The sequence below is a fragment of the Monashia sp. NPDC004114 genome (assembly GCF_053603855.1).
This window is the reverse complement of the sequence record NZ_JBSGGK010000006.1, coordinates 166,697-190,338: the sequence shown is the minus strand read 5'-3', so window position 1 is coordinate 190,338 and position 23,642 is coordinate 166,697. Positions and strand designations below refer to the sequence as shown.

Genomic DNA, 23,642 nt, shown 5'->3' with positions numbered 1-23,642 from the left:
GGTCGGCGCCCCTTACATTTCGCTGAATGAATCGATTCATTCAAGGAGGAATGACGTGAGATCCCGACCAGTACCGCGTCTCGTGGCCGTCGTGGCCGCGATCGGCTGCGCGGTGATGACGCCTTCTGTGGCCCGGGCGGACACGCTCGCGCCCACCGCGACCGTCACCGCCGCAACAGCTGCCACGAGCGTCACCGCCCTTCGGACCAACGCGCTCGTCGACCCGCTCGGCATCCCCGGCACCGCCCCGTCCCTCAGCTGGCAGCTCGGTTCCTCGCGACGCGGAGTGAGCCAGACGGCATACGAGATCCGGGTCGGCCGGACGGCAGGTGGCTCCGACGTCTGGTCCAGCGGCCGCGTCACCTCGAGCGACTCGGTCAACGTGGCCTACGCGGGCCCGGCCTTGGAGTCGCACACGCGCTACTACTGGTCGGTCCGCGTGTGGGACGACACCGGGGCTGCCTCCGACTGGAGCAGCACGGCGACGTTCGAGACCGGCCTGAACACCGCCGAGTGGACCGCCGACTGGGTCAGTGCCGTCGGCGCGAACCGCTACGGCCCGGAATGGACCAACTACACCATCGACTTCACAGCCTCGAAGATCTCCGGCGCCCTGGGCGTCTACTTCCGCGGTCGTGACACCGAGCACGCGTACATGTGGCAGATCAGCGAGGCGTCCAAGGCCCTTCGCCCACACGTCAAGAACGGCGGCTACAGCGTCCTGTCCGCCACCCCGTTCCCGGCCGGTTTCAGCTTCGCCGACTCCCACCGCTACACCATCGCCGTCTCGGGCAGCACGATCACCACGAGCGTCGACGGCGTGGTGCTCGACCGGCGCGACGACCGGACGTTCGCCGGCCCCGGCATCATGGGCTTCCGCACGAGTGGCGCCGAGACCGGGCTGGTCCGGAACGTCACCGTGACCGGCGCCGACGGGAAGGTGCTCGCCCAGACGTCCTTCCTCAGCGGTGACCGGACGTTCACCGCGGGGACGGTCACGCCCGGTGGCCTCCAGGTCCAGGGCGACGCGGGGGAGGCCTGGCTCGCGATCGGCAACGAGGTCCCGCTGCTGCGGAAGTCGTTCGACGTGGCCGACAAGCCGATCAGGAGCGCGCGGATCTACGCCTCCGCGCGTGGCCTGTACTCCTTGCAGCTCAACGGTGCCCGGGTCGGGGACCGTGAGATGGCTCCAGGTATGACGGACTACTCGAAGCGAATCGCCTACCAGACGTACGACGTCACCTCCCAGCTGAAGGCCGGCACGAACGCCGTGGGCGCCGAGCTGGCCAACGGCTGGTATGCCGGGAAGGTCGCGATGTTCGGCACCGGGGTCTGGGGCGACCGCACGTCCCTGCTTGCTCAGCTGCGCATCGAGTACGCCGACGGCACCACGCAGACGATCGGCACCGACAGCACGTGGCGCACGACGCCCGGTCCGCGGACGTCTGCCGACCTGCTCGACGGCGAGTCCTACGACGCGCGCCGGGCCGCCTCGGTCGGCGACTGGAGCAACCCGACCTATGACGCGTCGGCATGGAGCGGCGTGACCGTGGTCCCCTCGGCCACGAGCCTCCTGGAGCCCCAGACCGACCAGCCGGTCCGGGTGACCCAGCAGCTCGCCGCGCACCGGATCGCCTCGCCCTCGGCCGACACCTACATCTACGACCTCGGTCAGAACATGGTCGGTCGTGCCAAGGTCACCCTCGACGGAGCTCCGGGCACCACCGCGCGGCTACGGTTCGCAGAGGTCCTCAACAAGGACGGGTCGATCTACACCGCCAACCTGCGCAGTGCCAAGGCGACCGACTACTACACGTTCGGCGCCGACGGCTCGGGAACGTACGAGTCGCGGTTCACCTTCCACGGCTTCCGGTACATCGAGGTCACCGGCGTCAGCGAGGCACCGGCCGACTCCGACATCGTCGGTGTCGTGCTCGGCACGGACGGTCCGCTGGTCAACGACTTCGAGACATCCTCGGCCCTCGTCAACCAGCTGAACAGCAACATCGAGTGGGGCATGCGCGGCAACTTCCTGTCGATCCCCACCGACACCCCGGCCCGTGACGAGCGTATGGGCTGGACCGGCGACATCGACGTGTTCGCGCGGACCGCCGTCTACAACATGGACTCCCAGGCCTTCCTGTCCAAGTGGCTCAAGGACCTTCGGGACACCCAGAACGCCGCGGGCGCGTTCCCCGGCGTCGCTCCGGTCATCCCCGGCCGGTTCGACGGCGGCTACGGTGCGGCCGGGTGGGCTGACGCCGGAGTCCACGTCCCATGGACGCTCTGGCAGGCCTACGGCGACACGAAGGTCATCGGTGACAACTACGACGCGATGAAGCGCTACGTCGACTATCTGGACCGCGACTCCACCAACCACATCCGGTCCACCGGTGGGTACCTCGACTGGCTCAACCTCGACGACAACACCCCGGCAGACGTCCTCGACACGGCCTTCGTCGCACGCAGCACCCGCGAGTTCGCCGAGATGGCCGAGGCCGTCGGCAAGAAGGACGACGCCGCCGCGTACCGCGCCCGCCTCGCCGACATCACCCAGGCCTACCAGGCCGCCTTCATCGGCGCCGACGGCACGGTCAAGGGGAACAGCCAGACGGCATACATCCTCACGATCAACAACGGGCTCGTCCCCGCAGACCGCAAGGCCCTGGTGGCCGCGAAGTTCGTCGCCTCCATCGAGCGCCGTGACTGGCACCTGTCGACCGGGTTCCTCGGGGTGGACGGGCTCCTGCCCGCGCTCACCGCGATCGGTCGTACCGACGTCGCCTACCAGCTCCTGCAGAACACCGACTACCCGTCGTGGGGCTACGAGATCGGCAAGGGCGCCACGACCGTCTGGGAGCGGTGGAACTCGATCATGCCGGACGGCAGCTTCGGTCCGGTCGAGATGAACTCGTTCAACCACTACGCCTACGGCGCGGTCGGCGAGTGGATGTACCGCACGCTCGCGGGAGTCTCTGCGCTCGATCCCGGGTATCAGCGATCCGTCGTCGCTCCCCAGCCGGGTGGCGGCATCGACTGGGCCCGGATGAGCCATGAGACGCCCTACGGCACGATCGCCTCGTCGTGGCGCACGGGGTCCGACGGCCTGACGATGGACGTCACCGTGCCCGCGAACACGACCTCCGAGGTGCATGTCCCGGCGCCGAGCCGCTGGGCCGTGCTCGAGGGAGGGACGCCCGGGGCCGACGCCGAGGGCCTGACCTTCCTCCGGATGGACAACGGGGCCGCCGTCTTCAAGGCCGGCTCCGGCACGTACCACTTCTCCGTGGACGACGTGCTGGGATCGATCGGAGACGCTCGCGCAGCCGTGACGGGCTTCTCGGCACCGGCATCGATCGCGGCCGGAACGGCCAACCACCTCGCCGCACAGTGGAGCAAGCTCGACCGTGAGGTCGGGGCGACGTGGACCGCCCGTCTCGCCGCCGACCCCGACACGGCATCCGTGCTGCACCGGGCGCTCTCGACGGCGGCGGACCTTCGTCGCTGGGTCGAGACGAAGCGGAAGACCGGCGACCTGACGGACGCGGAGGCCAAGGCCGTCCTCGACGTCCTGGCCACCGTCACCTCCCGGCTGTCGTCTGCCTCGGGTCGCCTCGTCGGGGCTGTCGTCAGCCTCCTGCCACCGGACGGGACCCTGGTCCAGGGTGGCACCGGCATCGTCAAGGTCGTGGTCGACAACCGCGGCACCGACACGATCCGCGGCATCGACGCGAACCTCACGTCACCGGCGGGCTGGACCGTCCAGCCTCAGGCCGGCCCCACGGAGGTCGCGCCAGGCCAGAAGCTCACGCTCGGGTTCACCGTCGCGGTCGCGCCGGACAGCACGCCGGGTCCTGTCGAGCTCGCCGCCACGGTGAGCTACCGGTTCCACGAGTCCGTCGCGACACTGCCCGTCAGCGCCACGGTGACCGTTGCCCCAGCCGTCGTCGTCGACTCCGTCAGCGGACCGGCGACCGCGACCGGACCGGGACAGCCGGCGGTCATCACCGCCGTCGTGCGCAACCAGGGAGCGACCACGCGGAGCGGCCAGCTCGCGCTGACACTGCCGGACGGCTGGACGGCGCCTGCAGCACAGGCGTTCACGGTTGCGGCCGGGAGCACGGCCACGGTCATGGCGACCGTAGCGGTACCCCTCGACTTGACAACGGGGGCGGTTCCGGTGACGGCGTCCGTCGGCGCCACCGACCTCGAGCGCGCCACCGGCTCGCTCAGGGTCGTCGTGCCGACGCCACCCGCGAGCTTCACCGACCACGTCGACCTCGGCGTCGCCGCCAGCGAGACCGCTCACCGGCTCACGGCGTCGGAGCACTCCGGCACCAACGTCGAGGCGGGTCTCACCCGGCGGTACACGCACTCGTCGTACCCCGGCGGGTGGTTCGAGATGGACGTGACCGTTCCGACCGACGGGCCGTTCGCGCTCCGCATGATCGAGACGTACGACCAGTCGCAGACGAAGACCTACGACGTCCTCGTCAACGGCCAGGTGGTGCACCAGCGCCGCTACTCGTTCTCGACGAACGGACAGGCCAGCCTGGCGTACCAGTTCGTCGTCGACCGTCCTGACCTGGTGAAGGGCTCCGTCGTGCGAGTCCGCTTCCAGGACGTGGACGGCGACTACGACCCGTCCATCGCCGACCTCTGGGCGGTCCCGAGCAGCTGAGCCTTCAACCCCCACCTGGGCCCGGCGGCATACGAGCACCGTATGCCGCCGGGCCTGCTCACGTCCGGTGGCGGGGTAGAGGGGCGGCGGGCGTGCGGAGGCTCAACGCAGCTCTTGGGCGAGCCCGATGAGAATGCCTTCAGGTCCGCGGACATAGCAGAGCCGGTAGACGTCTTCGTACTGGACGACCTCACTGCTGATGAGCTGTGCACCGTGCTCCCGGAGCCGAAGGAGCGTCTCGTCGATGTCGTCCACCGCGAACATGACGCGAAGGTAGCCCAGAGCGTTCACCGGGGCGTTCCGGTGGTCGGCGACCACCTGCGGCGCGAGAAAGCGCGAGAGCTCGAGCCGGCCATGTCCGTCCGGTGTGCGCATCATCGCGATCTCGACGCGTTGGTCGCCGAGGCCCGTGACGCGCCCCGCCCACTCGCCCTCCACCATGCCTTGCCCTTCGAGCTCGAGGCCGAGCTCACGAAAGAACTCGACTGCCACTGCGAGGTCTTCGACGACGATGCCGATGTTGTCCAGCCTGAGAGCCATCTGGCCAGCCTAGAGAAACCATCGGAGCCCGCGACGTTTGCACGTCACGGCGAGCCAGGCTCGACAGCGCCCCGCGACCGAGTCGCCGACGGGGAAGGCTTGATGCCTCTCCGCTCGCGTGCATCGGTGCCGTAGGTCAGCGCACTCCGAGCATCTTGGTCGTTCCGGCGATGCCGGCGCCCACGAACGACACCCTGACGTCACTGCCGGTCACCGTGGCCGGCGCGACCGTGAGGCCGGCGCGAGGCGCCATGTCCATGGTGCAGGCCGCTGCCGCGGGCGCGGCGAACATGAGAGTCAGCGTCCCGGCGCTCTTGGTGGTGACTGACTCCAAGGTGGGCACGCAGGTCGACGATCCCCAGGTCAGGAACGCGAAGCTGCCCTGAGGGACGTCCGAGGCTGCTGGCGAGGTCTCGACCCATCCGGCGCTCGGGGTGTTCTGGCCAGCCGAGGCCGGCGACGCAGAGAGCGCGCTGAGCGTGACGGAGCCCGCGAGCGCGCCGGTCCCGACGATCTGGACAGCCTTGGTCACATCCACGCCGGAGGGCAACGCGACGTAGGACGCCCGCGGCGCGAAGTCCGAGGTGCACGGCGTCGTGGCCGCCGGCTCCGTGAACGCGACGGTGACGGTCTGACCACTCGCCGTGATGTCACCGGCCTGGGGGACGCAGGTGGAGCTGCCCATGCTCACGACAGCGGCGCCATGACCGGCATCGAGCCAGGCTGCACCCGCGGGCGCGGGCCCCGCTGCCGATGTCGAGGTGGAGGTGGATGGTGCGACGGATTCGGACTGTGTGACCGATGCCGATCCCGGCGACGACGACCCGCAGCCCGCCAGCACGAGGAGCGCCACAGGAATGACGGCCAGTGCGCCGCCCGAGGCGCGTCGAGATCGTGGCATTCGAGTCTCCTTTCCCCGCTCGCCACCATATAGTCCGAAGATTTCGACAGTTTGAGGATTCGTGAAAGCGGCACCCGGATCGCCGCACGTCAGCAGGGTGTCAGCCGGAGCCGACGGAGTCGACGACCTCGTCCGTGCGGAGCCGGCGGACGCGAGTCGTGCCCGGGTGACCGTCGACAAAGCCGATCCGCACCTCGAAGCTTGGGCCCGACGGCCCGACGAGGCGAACCTCCCACTCGCTGCCGAGGTGCTGCTCGGCACTGACCGACAAGGTGGGACCCAGAGCGTCAGGGAAGATGTCGGCCAGTCGTCGCCTGGCCGTCGCCATGGCCTCGTCGTGGCCGAGGACATGCGTGGGGGCGTCCGCGGTCTCGGTCATCACGGTCCGGAAGGCGGCCGCGACCGCCGCCTCGAGTGCCTGCTGCTCGTGGCTGCGCTCGGTGGGGTCGGTCTCGTCAGCGTGGGGGAGCGGCCTCGGGAGGGACAGGGAGACGGCCACGGTGCTGGTCCTGTGGTCCCCGAGCTGGTGCTCGCGGCCGATCCGTACGGTGCCTCCTCGTGCGGGATCCGTCAGCGCGACGACGGGGGACAGCGCGGACAGGTACGTCGCGTCATCGGCGGCCTCGGTCGGGGCGGCGAGGTGGAGGTCGAGGACGAAGACCTCTTCCGGTCCGCCCTTCCCGCCGAAGACGACTGCGACGTGGACGTTGTCGACGAGCGTGAGGTCGGTGAGGGGCGGCGGCGGCATGGGACAAGCGTCTTCCCTGCTGCGGGGGCGGTCAACGCCGGTGTGCACCCTCAAGTTCGCGACGTCCGTAAAGGCACTCGTCGCGGGCCTCACCTCAGTCGTGATCCGGTGCGACCCGTTCAACATCGTTTTCGGCGCCGCGGCGCACATCTTCGTGGCGGGACACTTGCGGGAGCCGGATCTCGAACCGGCACCCTGGACCTGAGTTCCGGACGCTGACCGTCCCGCCATGACCCTCGACGATCGCCTCGACGATGGCGAGCCCGAGGCCGGCGCCGGCGGCATCGCCGGGTGTCCGTGCCGACGAAGCCCGATAGCCCGGCTCGAAGACCCGCGGCAGGACGTCCTCGGGTATGCCGCCGCACGCATCCGCCACGTTGATGCACACGCAGTCGTCGGCCGAAACCCCCACCACGACAGCGGATCCCGGCGGTGTGTAACGCACCGCGTTGGACACCAGGTTGTCGACGGCGCGGGTCAGCTCGCGCGGGTCGACGAGGGCTGTCGTGGCCCCGTTGGCGGGTGCGGCCTCGGCGATGGATGCGCTCACGTCCACCAAGGCGGCGGCGGCCACCGGTCGAGCAGCCGCCACGACGTCGGACACCAGGTCCGACACGTCGACGATCTCGCGGTGCCGCGCGACGTCACCCGCGGTGATCCGCGACAGGTCGAGAAGGTCGCCGACCATGCCGTCGAGGCGTTCGACCTCGCGGCGCAGCTGCGCATATGCGGCCGCAGGATCAGCCGTGACGCCGTCCTCGAGTGCCTCGGTCACGGCGCGCATCGCCGCAAGGGGACTTCGGAGGTCGTGCGACACCCAGGCCACCAGCTCGCGCCGACGCTCCTCGACGAGCTGGTCGCGCAGCCGCATCTCCTCGGCGCGCGCGATGGCCCGGCCGAGGGCCTGCACGTGCCTGGCCATGACCCATCCGGCGGCCACCGCGACGGGGATCGTCGCGAGGAGCCCGAGCAGGACAAGCTCGGAGTCGTGCTCGGAAAGGAGCATCGCCCGGGCGCTGGCCCAGATGCCGGCCGCCACCGCGAGGACGACCACGAGCGGCGCGGCGAAGGCCGCCGCCAGCGCCGCGTGGATGGTGGGACGTCGTGTCGCGAACTGGACGAGCCATGCCCCGAGCGCCCCGACGACGGTTGCCACCCCGGCCGACAGCAGGACCGCCTGGACTCCCTGGCCGTCCATCAGGAGGGCGCCTCGTGCGTGGCCGGGTCCCACCGGTAGCCCACCCCGAAGACCGTGACGAGACGGCGCGGCTGCGCGGGGTCGGCCTCGACCTTCTCCCGGACCCGCCGAACGTGCACGGTCACGGTCGACTCGTCGCCGTAGTCCCACCCCCACACGTTCCTCATCAGGTCGGATCGCGTGAACACCCGTCCCGGGTGAGCGACGAACCACGCCAGCAGGTCGAATTCCCTTGTCGTCAGGGTTAGCTCGCGAGCGCCCAGGAAGACTCGGTGCCCACGCACGTCGATCCGTAGGTCGCCGTCGACGAGGTCGAGCGCCGGAATCTCCGGCCCGGCCGCGTCGCCTGTCGACGTAACCGGGCCTCCGGTGCCGGCGGTTTCGGCTTCGGCCGTGGCGCTCACACGCCGGAGGATCGACCGGGCACGCAACACGAGCTCGCGCGGGCTGAAGGGCTTCGTGACGTAGTCGTCGGCGCCAAGCTCCAGGCCGAGTATCCGGTCGTGCTCTTGTCCCCGGGCCGTGAGCATGATGACCGGCAGGCCGGGGTGGATGGCCCGTAGCCGCCGGCACACCTCCAACCCGTCGAGGCCGGGCAGCATGAGGTCGAGGAGGACAAGATCGGGTCGGCGCGCGGTTGCCACCGCGACCGCGACCAGACCGTCGGCGACGACCTCGACGCCGAGTCCGGCCCGTTCGAGATATGCCGCCACGACGCCCGACACGGTCACGTCGTCGTCGACGACGAGCACCTGTTGCACGTGCTCAGGATAGGTCTCATCGGTCGCCAGGCCGGGGGAGAGTGCCATCCCCAGCAGCGACGTCACGAGCCCGTAAGAACCCGGTAGGTGGCCCGTCATGGAGCGAGGCGCTCGGGCGACCTCATCGACACGGGCGTCGTCAAGCGGTTCGTGTGCACTGTGAACCCAGTGCCTCAGGGCGGGCGGAACGTTTGACGCTCCGGGACGCGGGTGGTTGAGCGTCAGCAAGGCGATGATGAGCTCCGCGGCAGTCGGCGTGGGCGACCAGACAGAGATCGAGATTCATGCCGTGGGGCTCGGCTAGATCGGACAGGCAACGGCGACGGGTGACGATGCTTTGACGACGCGGTGACGACATATCGCCACACTTGCACCGCAGTCGATGTCATGCGCCACACCGACACATGCTCCAAACGGTTGCACAGCCGAACGAGGAGGCAGCTCATGGCCGTCGCACGACGTCCCTCGAGGACGTCGTGTGCTTCTGATTCGTATCTGGCGTCGGCCCCGGCGGGTCCTTCACGGGATGCGCACGATGCACCTGCCCGGACTGCCGCAGACATCGCCGCGGCTGGAGCGGTGAGAAGCCTGCCTCAAGACGTCTTTCGAAGAATTGTTCGATCAAGCCCTGCGCACGACATCTCCCGGCTCCGGGTCTACGCAGGGCAGCGCAAGGCAGTCTCCACCGGGTCCGAGGTTCCGTCCATCGTGCACGATGTGCTGTCTTCTGCTGGTCAGCCACTCGACGCGGCCACCCGCGTCCTCATGGAACCGAAGCTTGGGCAGCACCACATCGGCATTCACCCCTCGGGGCACCATATTGCCCGGTACGGCATGAGGGCCAGTCGTTCGACGGACCCCGACGAGCGGGAAGCCGATCACATTTCAGAACAGATCTCACCGGCGCATGGGGCGGGGGCGCCAGCAGATTCGGGCCCTGACCTTGGGCAGGGACCGGAACCTCGGGCGACCCACGACTTCAGCAAGGTCCGGGTCCATGCGGACACAACAGCGGCGTATGCCGCCCGGGCACTGGACGCGGCAGCGTTCACGGTGGGGGAGCACATCGTGTTCGGCGCGAACCAATATGATCCGTCGACGATTGCCGGCCGCTCGCTCCTTGCTCATGAGCTGGCTCATACGGTTCAGCAACGGGGGGTCGAGCGCCCGATCGCTCAACGGCGGCTGATCGCCACAGGAAGTCAGGCAGATGTCGACAGCTTCATTGATCTGGTCGCCCCTGCGATCGGGCAGGACCTGAAGCGGGATCCTCTGACGAACGAAATTCAGGCTATCGCGTCGAGAGTGGTCCCAGCGACCTCACCCGCCCTGGAGGGAATACTGACAACCATCATGAACGACAGGGTGCAAGATGCCGAGGTCAATTTCGGCACACACCAGGTCGGTGTGTCTGTCGGCGCCTTTCCAACCCCTTCTGACCTGACGGGGAGCAGGGTGCAGCGCATAGACATGGATGACGTCCTTGCCATCGAGGGTGGAGCGCCGGGAAACGGCATCGCCAAGCTGGCACATGAGATCTCCGAGAACTATCACGCGCATGCCGCCGTTCCGGCCCCTGGAGTAGATCTGTTCACGGATGCCCATGAGGCGGGCCTGCAGGCGGAGAGCTCGGTCGCGGAGTCGCTCGTGGGTCCGGGGCGCCGTGTGGCGGCGGCCGGCCTGACGGTGGGGGACGTGGAGACACGAATCCACGACTTCGAGAACTACTACCTGATGTTCGACCGCACTCGTCATGCCGGAGGTGACTTCACGATCTCGAACGTGAGACGCGTCGCGAAGAATGTTGCGTCGGTAGATGTGATAGACCACTTCGTGATCGACTCCGACGCGCTTCCCGCGGCCGGGGGCGCCGCGATTGCAGGCGTCGCTGCTGCTCTCGCGATTGACACGCTCTCGACCGTCCTTGTCGAGGGTTTTACGGACTCGACAGGCACCGCCGCTCACAATCTCGACCTATCTCGTCGTCGCGCAGAACACGCACGCGACGGGCTCGTGGCCGCCGGAGTGGACAGTGGACGTATCCACATCGAAGGACGAGGCGCGACAAGATTTGTCGCATCGAACACTGCAGAGGTGGATCGAGTGCGGAATCGTCGCGTGGTGATCACCGTGACGCGTCCGGCACCGTAAGGGAAAGCTGATGGAAGGCGACTTGCTTGTTGACGCCACCGTTGAGACGCGTGGCCCGCAAGCGCCCGACGCCGGGGACGAGTACATGGTGTCTGTGACGCGATATCGTGTCGTCAAGACCCTGGAAGGCACCTACTCAAGTCCGATGATCTTGGTCGGGCATGCGCGGGCCGACATGAGTTCGCCTGCGTTCATCGTCGGCGCGCGCCATCGCCTCAGTCTGACGCGACAGTTCCCAAGACACTCGAGCCTCCTCAACCAGTTTGCCGATGAGGCATCGGCCCTTGGGGTCTTCTTCTGCACGTCCTTTGAGGTTCTCGGATAGACGTGACGCCGTACCACCGGACTTGTGCTCGGCCGTCCCTCAGAAAGGCCGGGCTCGCAGGCGGCGCGGGCGCACGATGAGGTATGCGGTGAGCCCTACCGTCACCGATGCCACGAGGGCTCCGGCGAGGATCCACGCCCCAGCGGTCGGGCCGCTGGGCGGCTGAGGGGGAGCCGTGGAGGCCGGGGCCCGGACGACTTCAGCCGCAGCGGCATACCCGCCAGAGCTGGGCGGCTGGGCCGCGGGCGCTGGCGCGGCTCTCGCCCCTGGGGGGAGCATCGGCTCCGCCTGGTCGGCGCGTTCTCCCGCCGCCGGCGGGGCGGCACCGACCGTGAGGGCGACCTGGCCCACCGGGTCGCCACCCACGACGGCGACGATCGACCACGCCCCGGCCCGCGTCGACGCCGGCACGGTGACGGGGACCTCGAAGTGTCCGCTGGGTGGGTCGTCGACACGACCGACCTGGGTCATCCGTCCCGCCGAGTCGACAAGCAGCAGGTGGACGTCGCTCGTCACTGGCAGGTCCCCCCGCACCATGACCGTGCCACCGGGCCAGGTGGCGTGCGGCTCGACGAGCAGCGCCTCCTCTCCGGCGTGGGCCGAGGCGGTGGGCGCCGTGAGCACGGGCAGGGCGAGGGCCGCCGCCGCGATTGCGGCGACGACCGCCCCCCACGCGCGAAAGCGCATCAGTACCAGCACCTTCCGCCCTTCAGGGCACCACGACTGGACAGGCCGTCGCACCGGACGTCATGCAGTGGCTCCGTCCGACGATCTCCGGGCTCACCGGTGAGCTGGCCGTGATGTGGTCGGCGACGACCTGGTCCATGATGTTCTGGGTGGTCGCGCGGCTCGCGAAGTTCGGGTAGCCGTCCCCACCAGACGCCATGAAGTCGTTCTCGGCGATCTTGTACGTGCTCGCCGCGGTGAGGTCGACAGGAGCCCCGGAGCACGAGCCGTCGGCGGCCTGCCGCACTGCACCCGTGACGCGTGATCCGATCGCCGCCGAGATGTCGTACGTGAAGCACAGACCAGAGACCTGCGGGTAGCGACCGTCGATCGCCGGCATCCGGGAGATGCCGTTCTCGAGCATCGACTTCAGCTCGGCGCCGTTGACGGAGAGGGTCACGACGACGTTGCCGAACGGCAGGACCGTGAGCACCTGCCCGCGACTGATCGGGAACGGAGGTGGCGAGTACGCCGGGCAGAAGTCCGACGGGTTGTCGACCGTCGGGCACGTGAGCGCGTCCCGCAGGCCGCCCGAGTTCGTGATGGCGAACTCGACTCCGATCGACGAGTACGTCTTGCGCATGGCGTCGCTTACGACGTTGCCGACGAGCGACTCACACGTCCGGCCGGCGGACTGACCGCAGGCGTCCGCGCGCGGTATGAAGCGCGTCGACGACCCGATCACACCGGCGAGGATCGGCTGGAGCTGCGCATTGAGGCTGTCGATGCGGGCCTGGATGGTCGGGTCCGGCGTGACACCGATGTCCCAGGGCTTGTGGAAGTCGGCCGTCTCGTAGACCGGTGCCTTCGTCGCCGGGTCGACGACGATCCGCACGCGGGTGAAGCGGATACCCTTGCTCCTGTTCTCCGTGACGAGCACGCCGTTGGCCCGGGTGCTGACCACCTGGAAGTCCGTGTGGTCGCCGATGACGACGTCGACGCCGGACACGTTGTCGGCGAGGTCCAGGAGCGGACCGGTCGGGTTGACCAGCGTGCCGGCCGTCGCGCCGAGGTGGCCCATCGCGACGATGGTCCGCAGGCCGGTCGACCTGAGGCGCGCGGCCTCGGCGTTGACCGCCGCGAGCGAGTCTGCGACGTGGAACGGGTCGAAGGCGGTCGGCGACACCAGGGTTGGGGCGTCGTCGTTGGTGAACCCGACGATGCCGACCTTGGCTCCGGCGAAGCTGAAGACCTGCGACGGCTTCCACTCGGCGGGTGTCCTGCCGTTGGCGTCGACCACGTTGGCCGACAGGAACGGGTACTTCGCCAGGGGGATCAGCGTGTTGCGCAGGTAGGCCGAGCCCTTGTCGAAGTTGTGGTTGCCGAGGCCGTCCGCCGAGACGCCCATGTCGTTCATCGTCTCGATCGTCGGGGTGTCGCCGAAGAAGGCGCTGATCGGCGGCGTCGCCCCGACCGAGTCTCCGGCTGCGACGAGCAGCGACCCGTCGGCGGCCTCGCCGGTGCTCCGGTACCAGTCGAACCACGTCTTGAGGAATGCCGAGCCGCCGATGGTGAACGCGGGCGTCGCGGGCGTGCCGACCGGTGTGGTTGTGTTGTCGGGCACCTCGGCAAGTGGGATGAGCTGGCCGTGGAAGTCGCTGATGTCAAGGATCGTGGCCGTCTTGAGGTTCGGCGTCGTCGTGAGGTCGAGGCGGATCTTGCCCCGCGCCTGCTGCGGCCCGGGGATCCGCATGAGGAACGCAAGCGTCGGCGCGATGTCGACGGCTCGCATCCCCGCGACCGGTGCCTGCTTACGGATGCCGGGACCCGCGGCCACGAAGGTCGCGTGCATGTTGATGTTGTGGGGCAGGTCGACCAGGTCGGGCAGGTAGCCGTGCTGGCCGAAGAAGTTCGACAGCGCGATGGTCTGGCCCGGGGTCGCCGCGTCGAACTGGTAGGGCGGGGCGGCCACGACGACGACGTCACCGCTGCGGCTGGGGTGCAGCGAGTCGCTGCCGTCGACATTGCGCAGCTCCTCCTTCTTGAAGATCTTGAGGATCACCGGATCGCCGGGGTTGTCCTTGTCGGTGAGGTGCTGGAACGCGTCGATCACCTGGGTCCGCACCTGCTCGTACGTCGTCCCCTGGGGGAGCGTCTGGTTGATGTAGATCTGCGCGGTGCCACCGGCCCAGCAGGCCTTCGCCAGGTTCGTCGTGGCGGCCGCGCGGCAGTTGGTCGGCTGCTCAGGAGACTGCAGGCCGGCGTCGGAGAGCACCTTGCCGGCGTTCACGGCATACCACTGGGGTCCGAACCCGTGGTCCGACGCGGCGATCGTCGTCGGCGACCCACCCATGAGCGAGCGCGCGAGCCCGAGCTTGGCGTCGGCCTCGTGGTAGGCGCTGCGGATGTACCCCTCCCGCTGCGCCACCCGGCCGTCTGGTATGCCGTTGTAGTCGGTGTCGTCGAAGACCGGGTTGGGCCCGCCATCGGGAGCCGTCGGCGTGACGAGCGCCATGAACTGGTGGCTGAACTCGTCCGTGACGGGGTAGCCGACGAGCGCGAGGTCGGTGTTGGGCTGGAGGGTGCCGAGGATGAACCGCAGCACGGCGTCGCCGTAGGCCTTCTCGAGGTCGCGCCCCTGCTGCACGTAGGTGTCCTCGTCGATGACCCGAGCCTCGAGCGGGGCGAAGTCGGCTGCGATGGCTGTCGGCAGGTTGTCGGCGATGTACTTCTCGAGGGGGTCCTCGCCGCTGCCACCGGCCGGCAGAGCCGCACACGCGGCGGTGGAGCAGGTCGCGATGACGCGCTCGACCGACGTGAAGTAGAGCTTGAAGCTCGACAGGTCAGGCGAGAGCGAGATGAGCTTGGTGTAGAAGCCAGCCGTCTGGCCGTTGCGGACCCCGATGAGCCCGTTCGCGCCGGTGAGCTTGACCTCCTTGAAGTCACCGACGCCGAGGTTGGTGGCTGCCTGCGAGCCGTCCTTGAGGGCCGAGGCACGCACGAGCAGGGCCCGGTCGTACGCCGAGATGCCGTCCGCCACAGAGTCGTAGACGTAGATGTCGTAGAGACGGGTCGGGTTCTGCGCGGCGAACGTCGTCGCCACCGTCAGCTGGGTCTCCTGCGGCGGCGCGACCGGGTCGCCGGCCGGGACGTTCGACCACCCGCTCGCTCCGGCGAACCCTGCCACCTGGTAGCTGATCCCGAAGGCCGCGGCACCCGACTGCTCCCCTGGGACAAGCGGCGAGGCAAGCACGCCTCGCGTCGAGAAGAAGTTGGTGAAGTCGACGGTGGGGCCGGCGATCCCAGCCTGCGCACCACCGACCCACTCGATCTGCGCGACCTTCTTGCCGGCCCGCTCGGCCGCCGCGGCGATGTGGTCGGCCTGAAGGGTTCCTGGCGCGGAGAAGGCGGTGCGGTTGTTGAACACCTCGCCCGGCCGGTAGTAGGTGTTGTTGGTCGAACCGTGCTCGGACGGGTAGGTGCCCGTCGCGATGGTGTGCCAGCCGACTCCGGTGTTGGGCGGGAAGGCCTGGACCATGCCGTTCTCGCCCCGCACGCCACTGGCCATCATCGCGGCATATGTCGGCATGGCCCCCTGCGCGGCATACCTCTCCATGAGGTCGGGTCGCATGCCGTCCGACGCATAGAGCACGGCCTTGGTGGTCTGAGCCGGAGGACTGGCTGCCGCGGGTGCTGCCGCTTTGGCGACGTCAGGCGCGGTCTGCGCGAGAGCGCCCTGCGCTCCGGCGACCAGAACGGCCGAGATCGTCACGAACGTCAAGATTCGAGCGCGCGCACGGAACACCAGTGCCTCCAAGTGCAACGGGCCCGCGTCCGGGCCCCCGGAAACGTGACCTGTCGACGCTATTCCCGCGCGGGCCGGTAAGTGAGCGTTTCCCGAAAGTCCGCTGGGAGAAGCATCCGAGGTATGCCGTCGCGACCCGCCGCGCGCCCGGTCGGCTGGGTGTCGAAGACCGCCACTCGACGCTGTCGATCCTGCTCGACGCCGTTGGTGTTCCTCGTCACCCGGATCGGCATCGACTCCACAGCAAGGGGGCAGCGCTTGGCCTGTTGCTGTGGGTGGGCTTCCCGCTCGTCATGGTGGCCACCATCGTGGCCGCTTGGCGCTGACGCGCTCGTCAAATGCCACGCTCCCGCTGGCGTCTATTTCCTATCTCCATGTGAATGTATGCCGCAGGCCGGGGTTTCGCCTCTTTCACGAAGCAGTTCACCTGTTACCTTTGATAGGGCGTGGTAAAATCGGAATCTACATCGATTTGTCTTTTCCCAAGCCACGACCAAGCGGGTGCGACAATGTTTGCTCCGAAAGTCGCTACATCGCAGACGAGGGCCGCCGCAGATTCCGCCATGGTGCAGGAGGTGCTGCGTTCGCCCGGCACACCTTTCGATGCCCAATCGCGATCGTACTTCGAGCGGCGTTTCGGTCACGACTTCAGCCGCGTGCGCATTCATAGCGACGATCGCGCCGTGGCCTCCACCGATGCCCTCGGCGCGAGCGCGTACGCATGGGGATCTCATATCGTGCTCGCGGGCGACCACCTGCAGCACGATCGGCAGCTCATCGCTCATGAGCTCGCGCACGTCGTGCAGCACCAGGACCGGTCGGCACCAGCGCCGTCGAGGATCTCACGGCCCGACGAGCGTGCTGAGTCCCAGGCCGAGGCCGCCGCAGGTGAGGTTGCTCGTGGTGCGTCGCTGGCCGGGGCGAACTGGGCCGCGAACCAGCCAGGGACGGTCTACTGCCAGCGGCGTTCACGGCCGCCCGCGCCCGACCCCAACCTGCTCAACGCCCCGCCGCCAGCGGCGGCAACGATGTCGCGCACCGAGTTCGAGCAGGCGATGCGCAGGTTCGGGGTGACCCGTATCGCCACCGGCACGGAAGCGGAGCAGACCTCCCTCTCGACTCCGCAAGGTGGTGCTCCCCCCGGCGGCATCACTCTGCCCAACTGGCAGTCATGGGACCCAGGAACGAGCTCACCGGTGTACCGCTCCATCGTCGACAGCTTCGAGGACTTCGAGGCACGCGTGGGCGGATATCCCGCGGTAACGGAGATCCTGTTCTTCAAGGTCGACTACCACGTCAACGCAGCGGGCATCGGGGTCCCGGACCCTGACACGGGCGCATCGTTCGGCGCGGGACAACTGATCGTCTATGACTCGTCGGTGACCGCGAGGCGTGGACTGCCGACGGGCCGCAGCACGGCCGCCGCCAACTATCCCCCGGTCGTCATCGGCCTCTCAGCCCCGGGCCAGGTCAGCGGTGCACCAGTCCCCTTGCCGACGCGGGAGCAGAACATTCGCCGTATCTTCACCCACGAGCTCGGTCACGGCCTGGCCGAGGCCGCCATGGCTGCTGACCCCGCGACCTTCACCGCGTACCGCCGGGAGATCGGCTGGACGGCGACCTCGGCGGCGCAGCTCTTCGATATCGGTGTCCCCGCCGTTCAGACGGCCATTGCGAGCGGAACCCCACCGCCGGCACAGTACGAGATCACCGGTCAGAACTGGAACTCATCGCTGTGGATCGAGCAGCCACTCACCTCCTATATGGTCTCCGGCGGACCGAGTGAAGACTTCGCCGAGGCCGCGATGGCCTACGTCGAAGAGCCGAACCTGCTCGCCGCACGCTCGCCAAGACGCTTTCGGTTCCTCGACCGAAATAGGGCGGCGTGGCTGCCGAGGCTCGTGCAAAGGCCTCCCATCGGGGACTTCTTCACCACGGATCGGATTCGCGCCACAGCGTGAGCCTCGCTCGGCTCCTACGGTTGTCCGAGGTCCGGACGAGGCGTCCAGCACCCCGGTCCCTGCCTCGCCACCGTGGCGCGCGGCCCACCACCCGGACGGGTTCCGCTAGACTGTCTCCCCGTCACGTTTGAGTGCTCGTGTTCGCACGCTCGCAAGGACGACCAGCGAGCGCAGTTTCTTCAGGTTCTGGAGTGGGTGCGTCCCCTGATGACTCGGGGCCAACCGACCGGTCGGTCCCACCTCAACCTGAAGGAGCCAGTCATGGCACAAGGTACTGTCAAGTGGTTCAACTCCGAGAAGGGGTTCGGCTTCATCGCCCCGACCGAGGGTCCGGACGTCTTCGTCCACTACTCCGAGATCACCGGCGGTGGCTACCGCAGCCTCGAGGAGAACCAGACCGTCGAGTTCGACATCGAGCAGGGTCCCAAGGGGCCGCAGGCGATGCGGGTTCGCGTCATCTGATCTCGACACTCTGAGCATCTCGGCAGACCACATCCGCCGATGCCGACCGAGGCCGGTCCCAGGCTGGGACCGGCCTTCGTCGTGTCTGCGACGGTCGACTAGAGACGGGTGAGCCGGTCGTACGGGCTCTTGACCCGGATCAGCGCTGACTCGAACCGTAGCGTGACCGTCGACTCGCTCTGCCCGACGACGACGCCGAGGCCGTGCTTGATGTGGGTGACCCGGTCCCCGATCTCGAAGGTCTCGGCTTCCGTCGCCACGGCGGCTGGGAAGGGGCTGGTGGCGAGGTGGCGTCGGCTGGAGGATCCGTATGTTGGCACCCCTCAGTATGCGCCATCGTCCGGCTTGTCCAGATCACGAAGCGATGACGAGTAGGGCCGTCCGACGGCATACACGGATCGACGCGTGAGCTCCTCGGGGTCGGTGTACGCGATCTCCTGGAGCAGGATCCGGGCCGACTCCACACGGGCCGCGCCGAACGGCTCGAAGATCCGGGTTGTCACCTCGTTGATCCGGTCCCGCGCGCGGGTGTACCGGGAGACGCCGGCGTCCGTCAGCGAGACCGTATCGGCGTGCAGCTCGACGAGCCCGGAGCTGCTCATGTGCGCCAGCAGGTCGAGCGCGGCCGAGGAGTCCAGCCCGTTGCCGGCCAGCAGCCCGGTCACGACCTCGGTGCGCATCGTGCCGCGAAGCCCGAGTGCGTTGAGGGTGAACCATTCCAGCATGGGCAGCCGCTCGTCCTCGAGGACTGCCGAGAGGGGAGCGCTCAGGGTGCGCTGGGCGAGCGCGAGTGCGGTTCCGAACGGCAGTTCCGGCGCGGGTGTCGGTGGATTCGCCGTGGCGTCTGTCGATGTCATGATGCCCTCCTGTGTTAGACAGTTACCTGTCCACCGTAAGAAAATGACAGGAGCCTGTCAATCATGTCAGTCCGCGACAACCCGACGCCGCTCGTCGGTCTCCTTCTGCGCCTCGCGGCCCAGCAGTGGGGCGCAGACATGGATGCCGCCCTGCGTGATCGTGGCGTCTCGGGCCTCACCCCGGCGCACGCCAACGTCATCCCCTTCGTGCCCCCGGAGGGCATCCAGGTGGGGGAGCTGGCCCGCCTGGCCAAGGTGCGCAAGCAGTCCATGGCTCAGTCGGTCGACCTGCTCGTCGCCTCGGACTATGTCACCCGGCGTCCCGACCCCGACGACGGACGGGCCAGCCTCGTCTTCCTCACCGACAAGGGCCGCTCGCTCGGACCGGTCTCTCTCGACGCCGGCCGCCGGGTCGAGCAGGACTGGGCGGCCGTCGTGGGTCGCGACGACCTCGAGCGCGTGCGCCGGACTCTCATGCTCCTGCTCGGGATCGAGCACGGCGCGCACTGACACCAGCGCAATGAGACCAGCGCAATGAGACCAGCGCAATGACACCAGCGCAATGACACCAGCGCAATCCCTGCCCCGTAAAGGGGGAGTCTCTCATCAAACTCCTGCGAATAGATGCACTCGAGGAGGAGAGTGGACGGATCAAGTCTTGGGCCGTATGAGTTCCGGCACAGGGGTGAGGAACTGATGAACTCTTCCGAACAGCCTCCAGCGGATCACGCAAACACGGCTGGGCAAAGCCCTTCCGATGATCCGGCAGCGCGGCTCGAGCAGGAGCTGCGATCTCGCGGGATCGTTCCGGCCCAGGCACCGTCCGGTGAGGCAGAGGCCGAGCCGGAGGAAGAACCCGAGCCCGACGCTGCCCAGCCCGACTCGGACGGAGAGCGAGACCCGAAGGACCAGTCCCCTCAGGGGGACTCATACACCTGACGGTGTTTGTACCGCTCTCCGGACACCGCTCACGACACACGCTTTGAGTTCCCGTGTGACGTGAAGGACCGTCAAGAGCGAAAAGGGGGACCACGATGAGAGGTAGCGGGACCGAAGGAGCCAACGCGGCGGTCGTCGAGGATCCGGCCGCTGACCGGCCGCAGAGACCGCCGGGCGGAAAGCCGATGTCCCGGCTCCTGGAGCTGCTTCAGAGTCACGAGATGGGCCGGGTGGCCGAGCAGGTAGTGCGTCAGGCCGTCGCCGAGCCCGAGGCAGATGCCGCGGTCGCCCAAGCCAGGGAGCTCGGCCTCTTGGCGCCGGCCCAGGACAAGCCCGCCAAAGGCCGTCGCAGCTCCGGCAAGGCAAGCCAGGCGGCAGCCGACGCCAAGGGCAGATCCCAGGGGGAGGCGTCCGAGACCTCGATGGACTTGGAGGCGGCCGCGCCACAGGTCGCAGAGACGTATGCCGCGGTGGCCGAGGACCTCACTGGTCCACCGACCACGTCGGGCCCGCAGTGGCGTTCGATCGGCCCATGGACCGTCACCAATGGCCAGACCTACGGGTCGAGCAGGGTCAACGTCTCGGGCCGCATCTCCGCCTTGGCGGTCGACCCCTCGTCCCCGGCGCACGTCCTCGCCGGTGCAGCCAACGGCGGCGTATGGGAAAGCCGGGATCGAGGGGCGTCGTGGAGCCCGCGCACGGACTTCCAGGCCACCCTGACCGTCGGGGCCATCGCGTTCGACCCGGTGGCCCCGACCACGGTGTACTGCGGCACCGGCGAAGGTGACTGGTGGTCCTTCCTCGGAAACGGAGTCCTTCAGTCGTCCGACGGCGGTGCCAGCTGGTCACCGCGGTGCACCGCACCTTTCGTCGGGCAGGGCTTCTTCCGCCTCGTGGTCGACCCGGCGAACCGACAGCGGCTGTATGCCGGCACTACGGGCGGGCTGTACGTGTCGGCCGACTCAGGCGCGACGTGGACCCAGCGCCGCAGCATGCGGACGTGGGCGATCGCCGTGCGGTCCGGGGAGACCTTGGCCGCATGCGGCGACGGACTGTTCCGCTCGACCGACAACGGCACCGGATGGACAGCCGTGACCCTGCCGGGCGCCCCGGCATCGTTCAGCCGCCTGGCGGTGGCCATGGCGCCCTCCAACCCGCCGGTCGCGTACGCGTTCGGGACGGGCGCGCCCCTCATCCCCCAGCCGGGCGGCGGCACCGTACCGACGGCATACCTGTGGCGCCGCTCAGCGGCCGGCGCCTGGACGGCCGTCGCCACGCCACCGGGCCTCAGCACGGGCCAGTCCTGGTACGACTGGTATGTCGCCGTGGCACCGGACAACGACAGCCAGGTCTACTGCGGCGCGATCGAGATCCACCGGGGCGACCTGGCGGGTGGGACCTGGACGTGGCGGACCATCAGCAACAAAGGCGCGACCGGCGACTCCATCCATCCCGACCAGCACTCCATCGCATTCGAACCCGGGGCGCCGGCGACGGTGTACGCCGGATGTGATGGCGGCCTGTTCAGATCGCAGGACCGCGGAACCACGTGGCAGAGCTGCAACAACGGGCTCGTCGTGAGCGAGTACGAGTACATCGCCCACGACTGGGGATCGGCTCGCTGGCTGATCGGTGGCACCCAGGACAACGGCACCAACCGATGGACCGGCCCCAGTACGTGGGAGCATGTCGACGACGCGGACGGCGGCGACGTCGCGGTGAACCGGCAGGTGCCCGCCACGGTGGTTCACAGCAGACAATGGGGCGCCTTGCTGCGGTCAACGTCTCGCGGCGACTGGAACAGCTGGGGCGCGATCACCCCGGCTCGTCCCGCCGGGGAAGACGTCGGTCTGTTCTACCCACCGGTGGAGTCGAGCGCCACGACCGGCAGCACCGTTGCGATCGGCATGAACGCGCTCTACGTGTCCAGGGACAACGGGAGCACCTGGGTGCGGCTCGGCTACCCCAGCGCGGGGACCGCGTCCGCCATGTACATCCCCGACCCGGAAACCGTCTTGGTCGGGCTCACCGACGGGCGGATCCTTCGGTCCCGGTTCAGTTCCGGGGCCTGGTCCGCGCTCAGCGCACTCACCACGCCTCGCGCCGGTGCGTGGGTCAGCGACATCTACGCGGAGGTCGGTGGGTCAGGCCGGATCATCTCGGCGAGCAGCACGATGGGCGGCGGCCGCGTCTTCGTCTCCAACGACGGGGGCAGCACGTGGACCGATCGGAGCGCCGGACTGCCGGCCCTGGCGATCAACGCGATCGCCGTCGACGACGGCGACCGAGGCCGGATCTGGGTGGCCGCCGACCTGGGCGTCTACCAGAGCCGTGACACCGGGGCGTCCTGGAGTGCGTTCGCCGACTCTCTGCCCAACGCCTTCGTTGGTGACCTCGCATTTCACCCGCACGCGCGGGTGCTGCGAGCGGGCCTGCGCAACCGCGGCGTCTGGGAGATTCCCGTCGACGGGTGGATGACACAGCCCATCTGCCGGGTCCAGTTCACCGGCCGTCTCGACGCGAATGCGACCGGCCGGTGGTTCACGTTCAGGTGGCCCGCCACATGGCACGTCGTCTGGACGGTCATGCCCACCTCCGTCGCACCGGGCGCGCCGCAGGTCTCCTGGCAGGTCCAGGTCGAAAGGGCGGACGCCGAATACGTGACCTACTGGATCACGGTCAAGAACCTCACCGCGCAACCCATCACTTTCGAAGGCCGCTACGCCATCCTGAGCCGCTACTAGGAGCCAACGATGTGGACCAACGTTCAATTCACCGGAACCCTGCCGGCCGGGGCGAGCCAAAGGTGGTTCACCTTCGGGTGGCCGGCCTCGTGGCACGTCGTCTGGTACATGATGCCGACGACCGTGCGCAACGGCGCGCCGGAGATCGACTGGGACGTGGCGGTCGAGCGCGCCGACGCCAACAGCTGCACGTACTGGATCACCGTGAAGAACCTCGCTTCGGTGCCAGTCACCTTCGAAGGCCGCTACGCGGTCCTGAACTAGGAGGGGAGCGATGAAAGTAACCATCACGATCGACGAGGGCGAGTCTCCCGACCGGCGCGCGGGAGACGAGGGACGCAGGGGCGGTGACACCCAAGCTGGCATGGCGTTCACCGGGGCACCCGGGGACTCAGGCGACGTGGCGGCGGTCCCGGCCGACCTGGCGGCTCGGGCAGCGGCGATCGGCGCCCTGTCGGCAGGGCCGGCCCCGTCGGCCGACGCCGTCACTGCGGCGCGCGGTGCGGCCGCCGGTGCGCCCGGCTTCCCTCCGTCTCAGGTGGGAGCCCCGAGACCGAATGGCGACAACACGCCGACGAGTGCATCAGCGGACGACATCTCCGCCGGTGCGGCTCCGGGCGACAGCTCGCACACGAGCGGTGTCGGCTCATGAGTCGGGCACGCGTCGAGCTGGTCACCGCGTTGATCTTCGGCGCCGCCGCCATCGCCACCCTGGTCTGGCCGACCTGGATCGAGGAGGTCACCCCGTTCGAGCCCGACGAGGGTAGCGGCGAGGCGGAGTGGTGGGTCGTCGCCACCCTCGGCCTGGTCGCACTGGTCGCACTCATCATGTCGATCACCCATTTCAGGGCGCAGCGACGCCTTCGCTCGGCGCGGGCTGAGGGCTGACCTGGGACTGGGACG

The 23,642-nt window shown here is 68.6% G+C and carries 19 protein-coding genes; 10 read left to right on the top strand and 9 right to left on the bottom strand.

Translation table 11 applies throughout. From position 1 onward, the window contains the following. Positions 1–55: 55 nt before the first annotated feature. Positions 56–4,681, top strand: a complete 4,626-nt coding sequence (locus ACWEOW_RS10300) for a family 78 glycoside hydrolase catalytic domain (RefSeq protein WP_452269098.1) — start codon at positions 56–58, stop codon at positions 4,679–4,681. A 102-nt stretch (positions 4,682–4,783) separates the two neighbouring features. Here ACWEOW_RS10300 and ACWEOW_RS10295 read toward each other — a convergent pair whose 3' ends face one another. The 5 genes from ACWEOW_RS10295 to ACWEOW_RS10275 all read right to left on the bottom strand — a co-directional run bounded on the left by ACWEOW_RS10295 (position 4,784) and on the right by ACWEOW_RS10275 (position 8,829). Further along, complete coding sequence (locus ACWEOW_RS10295; protein ID WP_452269097.1) at positions 4,784–5,221, bottom strand: VOC family protein; 438 nt, start codon at positions 5,219–5,221, stop codon at positions 4,784–4,786. Between the two features lie 136 nt (positions 5,222–5,357). Continuing rightward, positions 5,358–6,122 (bottom strand): hypothetical protein, encoded by a 765-nt coding sequence (locus tag ACWEOW_RS10290; protein ID WP_452269096.1) that lies wholly within the window; start codon positions 6,120–6,122, stop codon positions 5,358–5,360. A 100-nt stretch (positions 6,123–6,222) separates the two neighbouring features. Beyond that, positions 6,223–6,870: a hypothetical protein gene (locus ACWEOW_RS10285; RefSeq protein ID WP_452269095.1), complete on the bottom strand. Its 648-nt coding sequence runs from the start codon at positions 6,868–6,870 to the stop codon at positions 6,223–6,225. 94 nt (positions 6,871–6,964) lie between these two features. Further along, a complete protein-coding gene (locus ACWEOW_RS10280) occupies positions 6,965–8,068 on the bottom strand; it encodes a sensor histidine kinase (RefSeq protein ID WP_452269094.1) in 1,104 nt (367 codons plus the stop codon). Further along, positions 8,068–8,829, bottom strand: a complete 762-nt coding sequence (locus ACWEOW_RS10275; protein WP_452269158.1) for a response regulator — start codon at positions 8,827–8,829, stop codon at positions 8,068–8,070. The genes ACWEOW_RS10280 and ACWEOW_RS10275 overlap by 1 nt, the downstream gene beginning before the upstream one ends. Before the next feature lie 708 nt (positions 8,830–9,537). Here ACWEOW_RS10275 and ACWEOW_RS10270 point away from each other — a divergent pair. Then, a complete protein-coding gene (locus tag ACWEOW_RS10270) occupies positions 9,538–10,980 on the top strand; it encodes an eCIS core domain-containing protein (RefSeq protein ID WP_452269093.1) in 1,443 nt (480 codons plus the stop codon). 10 nt (positions 10,981–10,990) lie between these two features. Beyond that, positions 10,991–11,305: a hypothetical protein gene (locus tag ACWEOW_RS10265; protein WP_452269092.1), complete on the top strand. Its 315-nt coding sequence runs from the start codon at positions 10,991–10,993 to the stop codon at positions 11,303–11,305. Between the two features lie 39 nt (positions 11,306–11,344). On the opposite strand, the gene ACWEOW_RS10260 is transcribed toward ACWEOW_RS10265, so the two are convergent. Then, complete coding sequence (locus tag ACWEOW_RS10260) at positions 11,345–11,992, bottom strand: hypothetical protein (protein ID WP_452269091.1); 648 nt, start codon at positions 11,990–11,992, stop codon at positions 11,345–11,347. 22 nt (positions 11,993–12,014) lie between these two features. Continuing rightward, positions 12,015–15,743, bottom strand: coding sequence for an alkaline phosphatase family protein (locus ACWEOW_RS10255; RefSeq protein WP_452269090.1), 3,729 nt, complete (start codon positions 15,741–15,743; stop codon positions 12,015–12,017). A gap of 542 nt (positions 15,744–16,285) precedes the next feature. Between ACWEOW_RS10255 and ACWEOW_RS10250 the strand changes: the two genes are divergently transcribed. After that, complete coding sequence (locus tag ACWEOW_RS10250; protein ID WP_452269089.1) at positions 16,286–17,737, top strand: eCIS core domain-containing protein; 1,452 nt, start codon at positions 16,286–16,288, stop codon at positions 17,735–17,737. A 261-nt stretch (positions 17,738–17,998) separates the two neighbouring features. After that, the gene (locus tag ACWEOW_RS10245; RefSeq protein WP_452269088.1) at positions 17,999–18,199 is read left to right on the top strand and encodes a cold-shock protein; all 201 of its coding nucleotides are present in this window, start codon (positions 17,999–18,001) and stop codon (positions 18,197–18,199) included. Positions 18,200–18,297: 98 nt separating this feature from the next. Here ACWEOW_RS10245 and ACWEOW_RS10240 read toward each other — a convergent pair whose 3' ends face one another. After that, positions 18,298–18,459, bottom strand: coding sequence for a hypothetical protein (locus ACWEOW_RS10240; RefSeq protein WP_452269087.1), 162 nt, complete (start codon positions 18,457–18,459; stop codon positions 18,298–18,300). Between the two features lie 63 nt (positions 18,460–18,522). Then, the gene (locus ACWEOW_RS10235) at positions 18,523–19,056 is read right to left on the bottom strand and encodes a MarR family winged helix-turn-helix transcriptional regulator (RefSeq protein ID WP_452269086.1); all 534 of its coding nucleotides are present in this window, start codon (positions 19,054–19,056) and stop codon (positions 18,523–18,525) included. A gap of 63 nt (positions 19,057–19,119) precedes the next feature. On the opposite strand from ACWEOW_RS10235, the gene ACWEOW_RS10230 reads away from it, so the two are divergent. From ACWEOW_RS10230 to ACWEOW_RS10210, 5 genes are all read left to right on the top strand, one after another. Next, complete coding sequence (locus ACWEOW_RS10230; protein ID WP_452269085.1) at positions 19,120–19,566, top strand: MarR family winged helix-turn-helix transcriptional regulator; 447 nt, start codon at positions 19,120–19,122, stop codon at positions 19,564–19,566. Between the two features lie 524 nt (positions 19,567–20,090). After that, positions 20,091–22,739 carry a hypothetical protein gene (locus ACWEOW_RS10225; protein WP_452269084.1) on the top strand — a complete coding sequence of 883 codons (2,649 nt, stop codon included), beginning with the start codon at positions 20,091–20,093 and terminating at the stop codon, positions 22,737–22,739. Between the two features lie 9 nt (positions 22,740–22,748). Then, positions 22,749–23,003: a hypothetical protein gene (locus tag ACWEOW_RS10220; protein ID WP_452269083.1), complete on the top strand. Its 255-nt coding sequence runs from the start codon at positions 22,749–22,751 to the stop codon at positions 23,001–23,003. A 10-nt stretch (positions 23,004–23,013) separates the two neighbouring features. Continuing rightward, entirely contained in the window at positions 23,014–23,391 is a 378-nt protein-coding gene (locus ACWEOW_RS10215; RefSeq protein ID WP_452269082.1) for a hypothetical protein, read from the top strand. Further along, positions 23,388–23,627, top strand: coding sequence for a hypothetical protein (locus tag ACWEOW_RS10210; RefSeq protein ID WP_452269081.1), 240 nt, complete (start codon positions 23,388–23,390; stop codon positions 23,625–23,627). The genes ACWEOW_RS10215 and ACWEOW_RS10210 overlap by 4 nt, the downstream gene beginning before the upstream one ends. Positions 23,628–23,642: the final 15 nt, after the last annotated feature.

Coding starts and splice junctions, on each gene's coding strand:
- ACWEOW_RS10295 (WP_452269097.1), bottom strand. CDS start 5,221: ATGGCTCTCAGGCTGGACAACATCGGCATCGTCGTCGAAGACCTCGCA.
- ACWEOW_RS10290 (WP_452269096.1), bottom strand. CDS start 6,122: ATGCCACGATCTCGACGCGCCTCGGGCGGCGCACTGGCCGTCATTCCT.
- ACWEOW_RS10285 (WP_452269095.1), bottom strand. CDS start 6,870: ATGCCGCCGCCGCCCCTCACCGACCTCACGCTCGTCGACAACGTCCAC.
- ACWEOW_RS10280 (WP_452269094.1), bottom strand. CDS start 8,068: ATGGACGGCCAGGGAGTCCAGGCGGTCCTGCTGTCGGCCGGGGTGGCA.
- ACWEOW_RS10265 (WP_452269092.1), top strand. CDS start 10,991: ATGGAAGGCGACTTGCTTGTTGACGCCACCGTTGAGACGCGTGGCCCG.
- ACWEOW_RS10260 (WP_452269091.1), bottom strand. CDS start 11,992: ATGCGCTTTCGCGCGTGGGGGGCGGTCGTCGCCGCAATCGCGGCGGCG.
- ACWEOW_RS10250 (WP_452269089.1), top strand. CDS start 16,286: ATGTTTGCTCCGAAAGTCGCTACATCGCAGACGAGGGCCGCCGCAGAT.
- ACWEOW_RS10245 (WP_452269088.1), top strand. CDS start 17,999: ATGGCACAAGGTACTGTCAAGTGGTTCAACTCCGAGAAGGGGTTCGGC.
- ACWEOW_RS10235 (WP_452269086.1), bottom strand. CDS start 19,056: ATGACATCGACAGACGCCACGGCGAATCCACCGACACCCGCGCCGGAA.
- ACWEOW_RS10230 (WP_452269085.1), top strand. CDS start 19,120: ATGTCAGTCCGCGACAACCCGACGCCGCTCGTCGGTCTCCTTCTGCGC.
- ACWEOW_RS10225 (WP_452269084.1), top strand. CDS start 20,091: ATGAGAGGTAGCGGGACCGAAGGAGCCAACGCGGCGGTCGTCGAGGAT.
- ACWEOW_RS10220 (WP_452269083.1), top strand. CDS start 22,749: ATGTGGACCAACGTTCAATTCACCGGAACCCTGCCGGCCGGGGCGAGC.
- ACWEOW_RS10215 (WP_452269082.1), top strand. CDS start 23,014: ATGAAAGTAACCATCACGATCGACGAGGGCGAGTCTCCCGACCGGCGC.
- ACWEOW_RS10210 (WP_452269081.1), top strand. CDS start 23,388: ATGAGTCGGGCACGCGTCGAGCTGGTCACCGCGTTGATCTTCGGCGCC.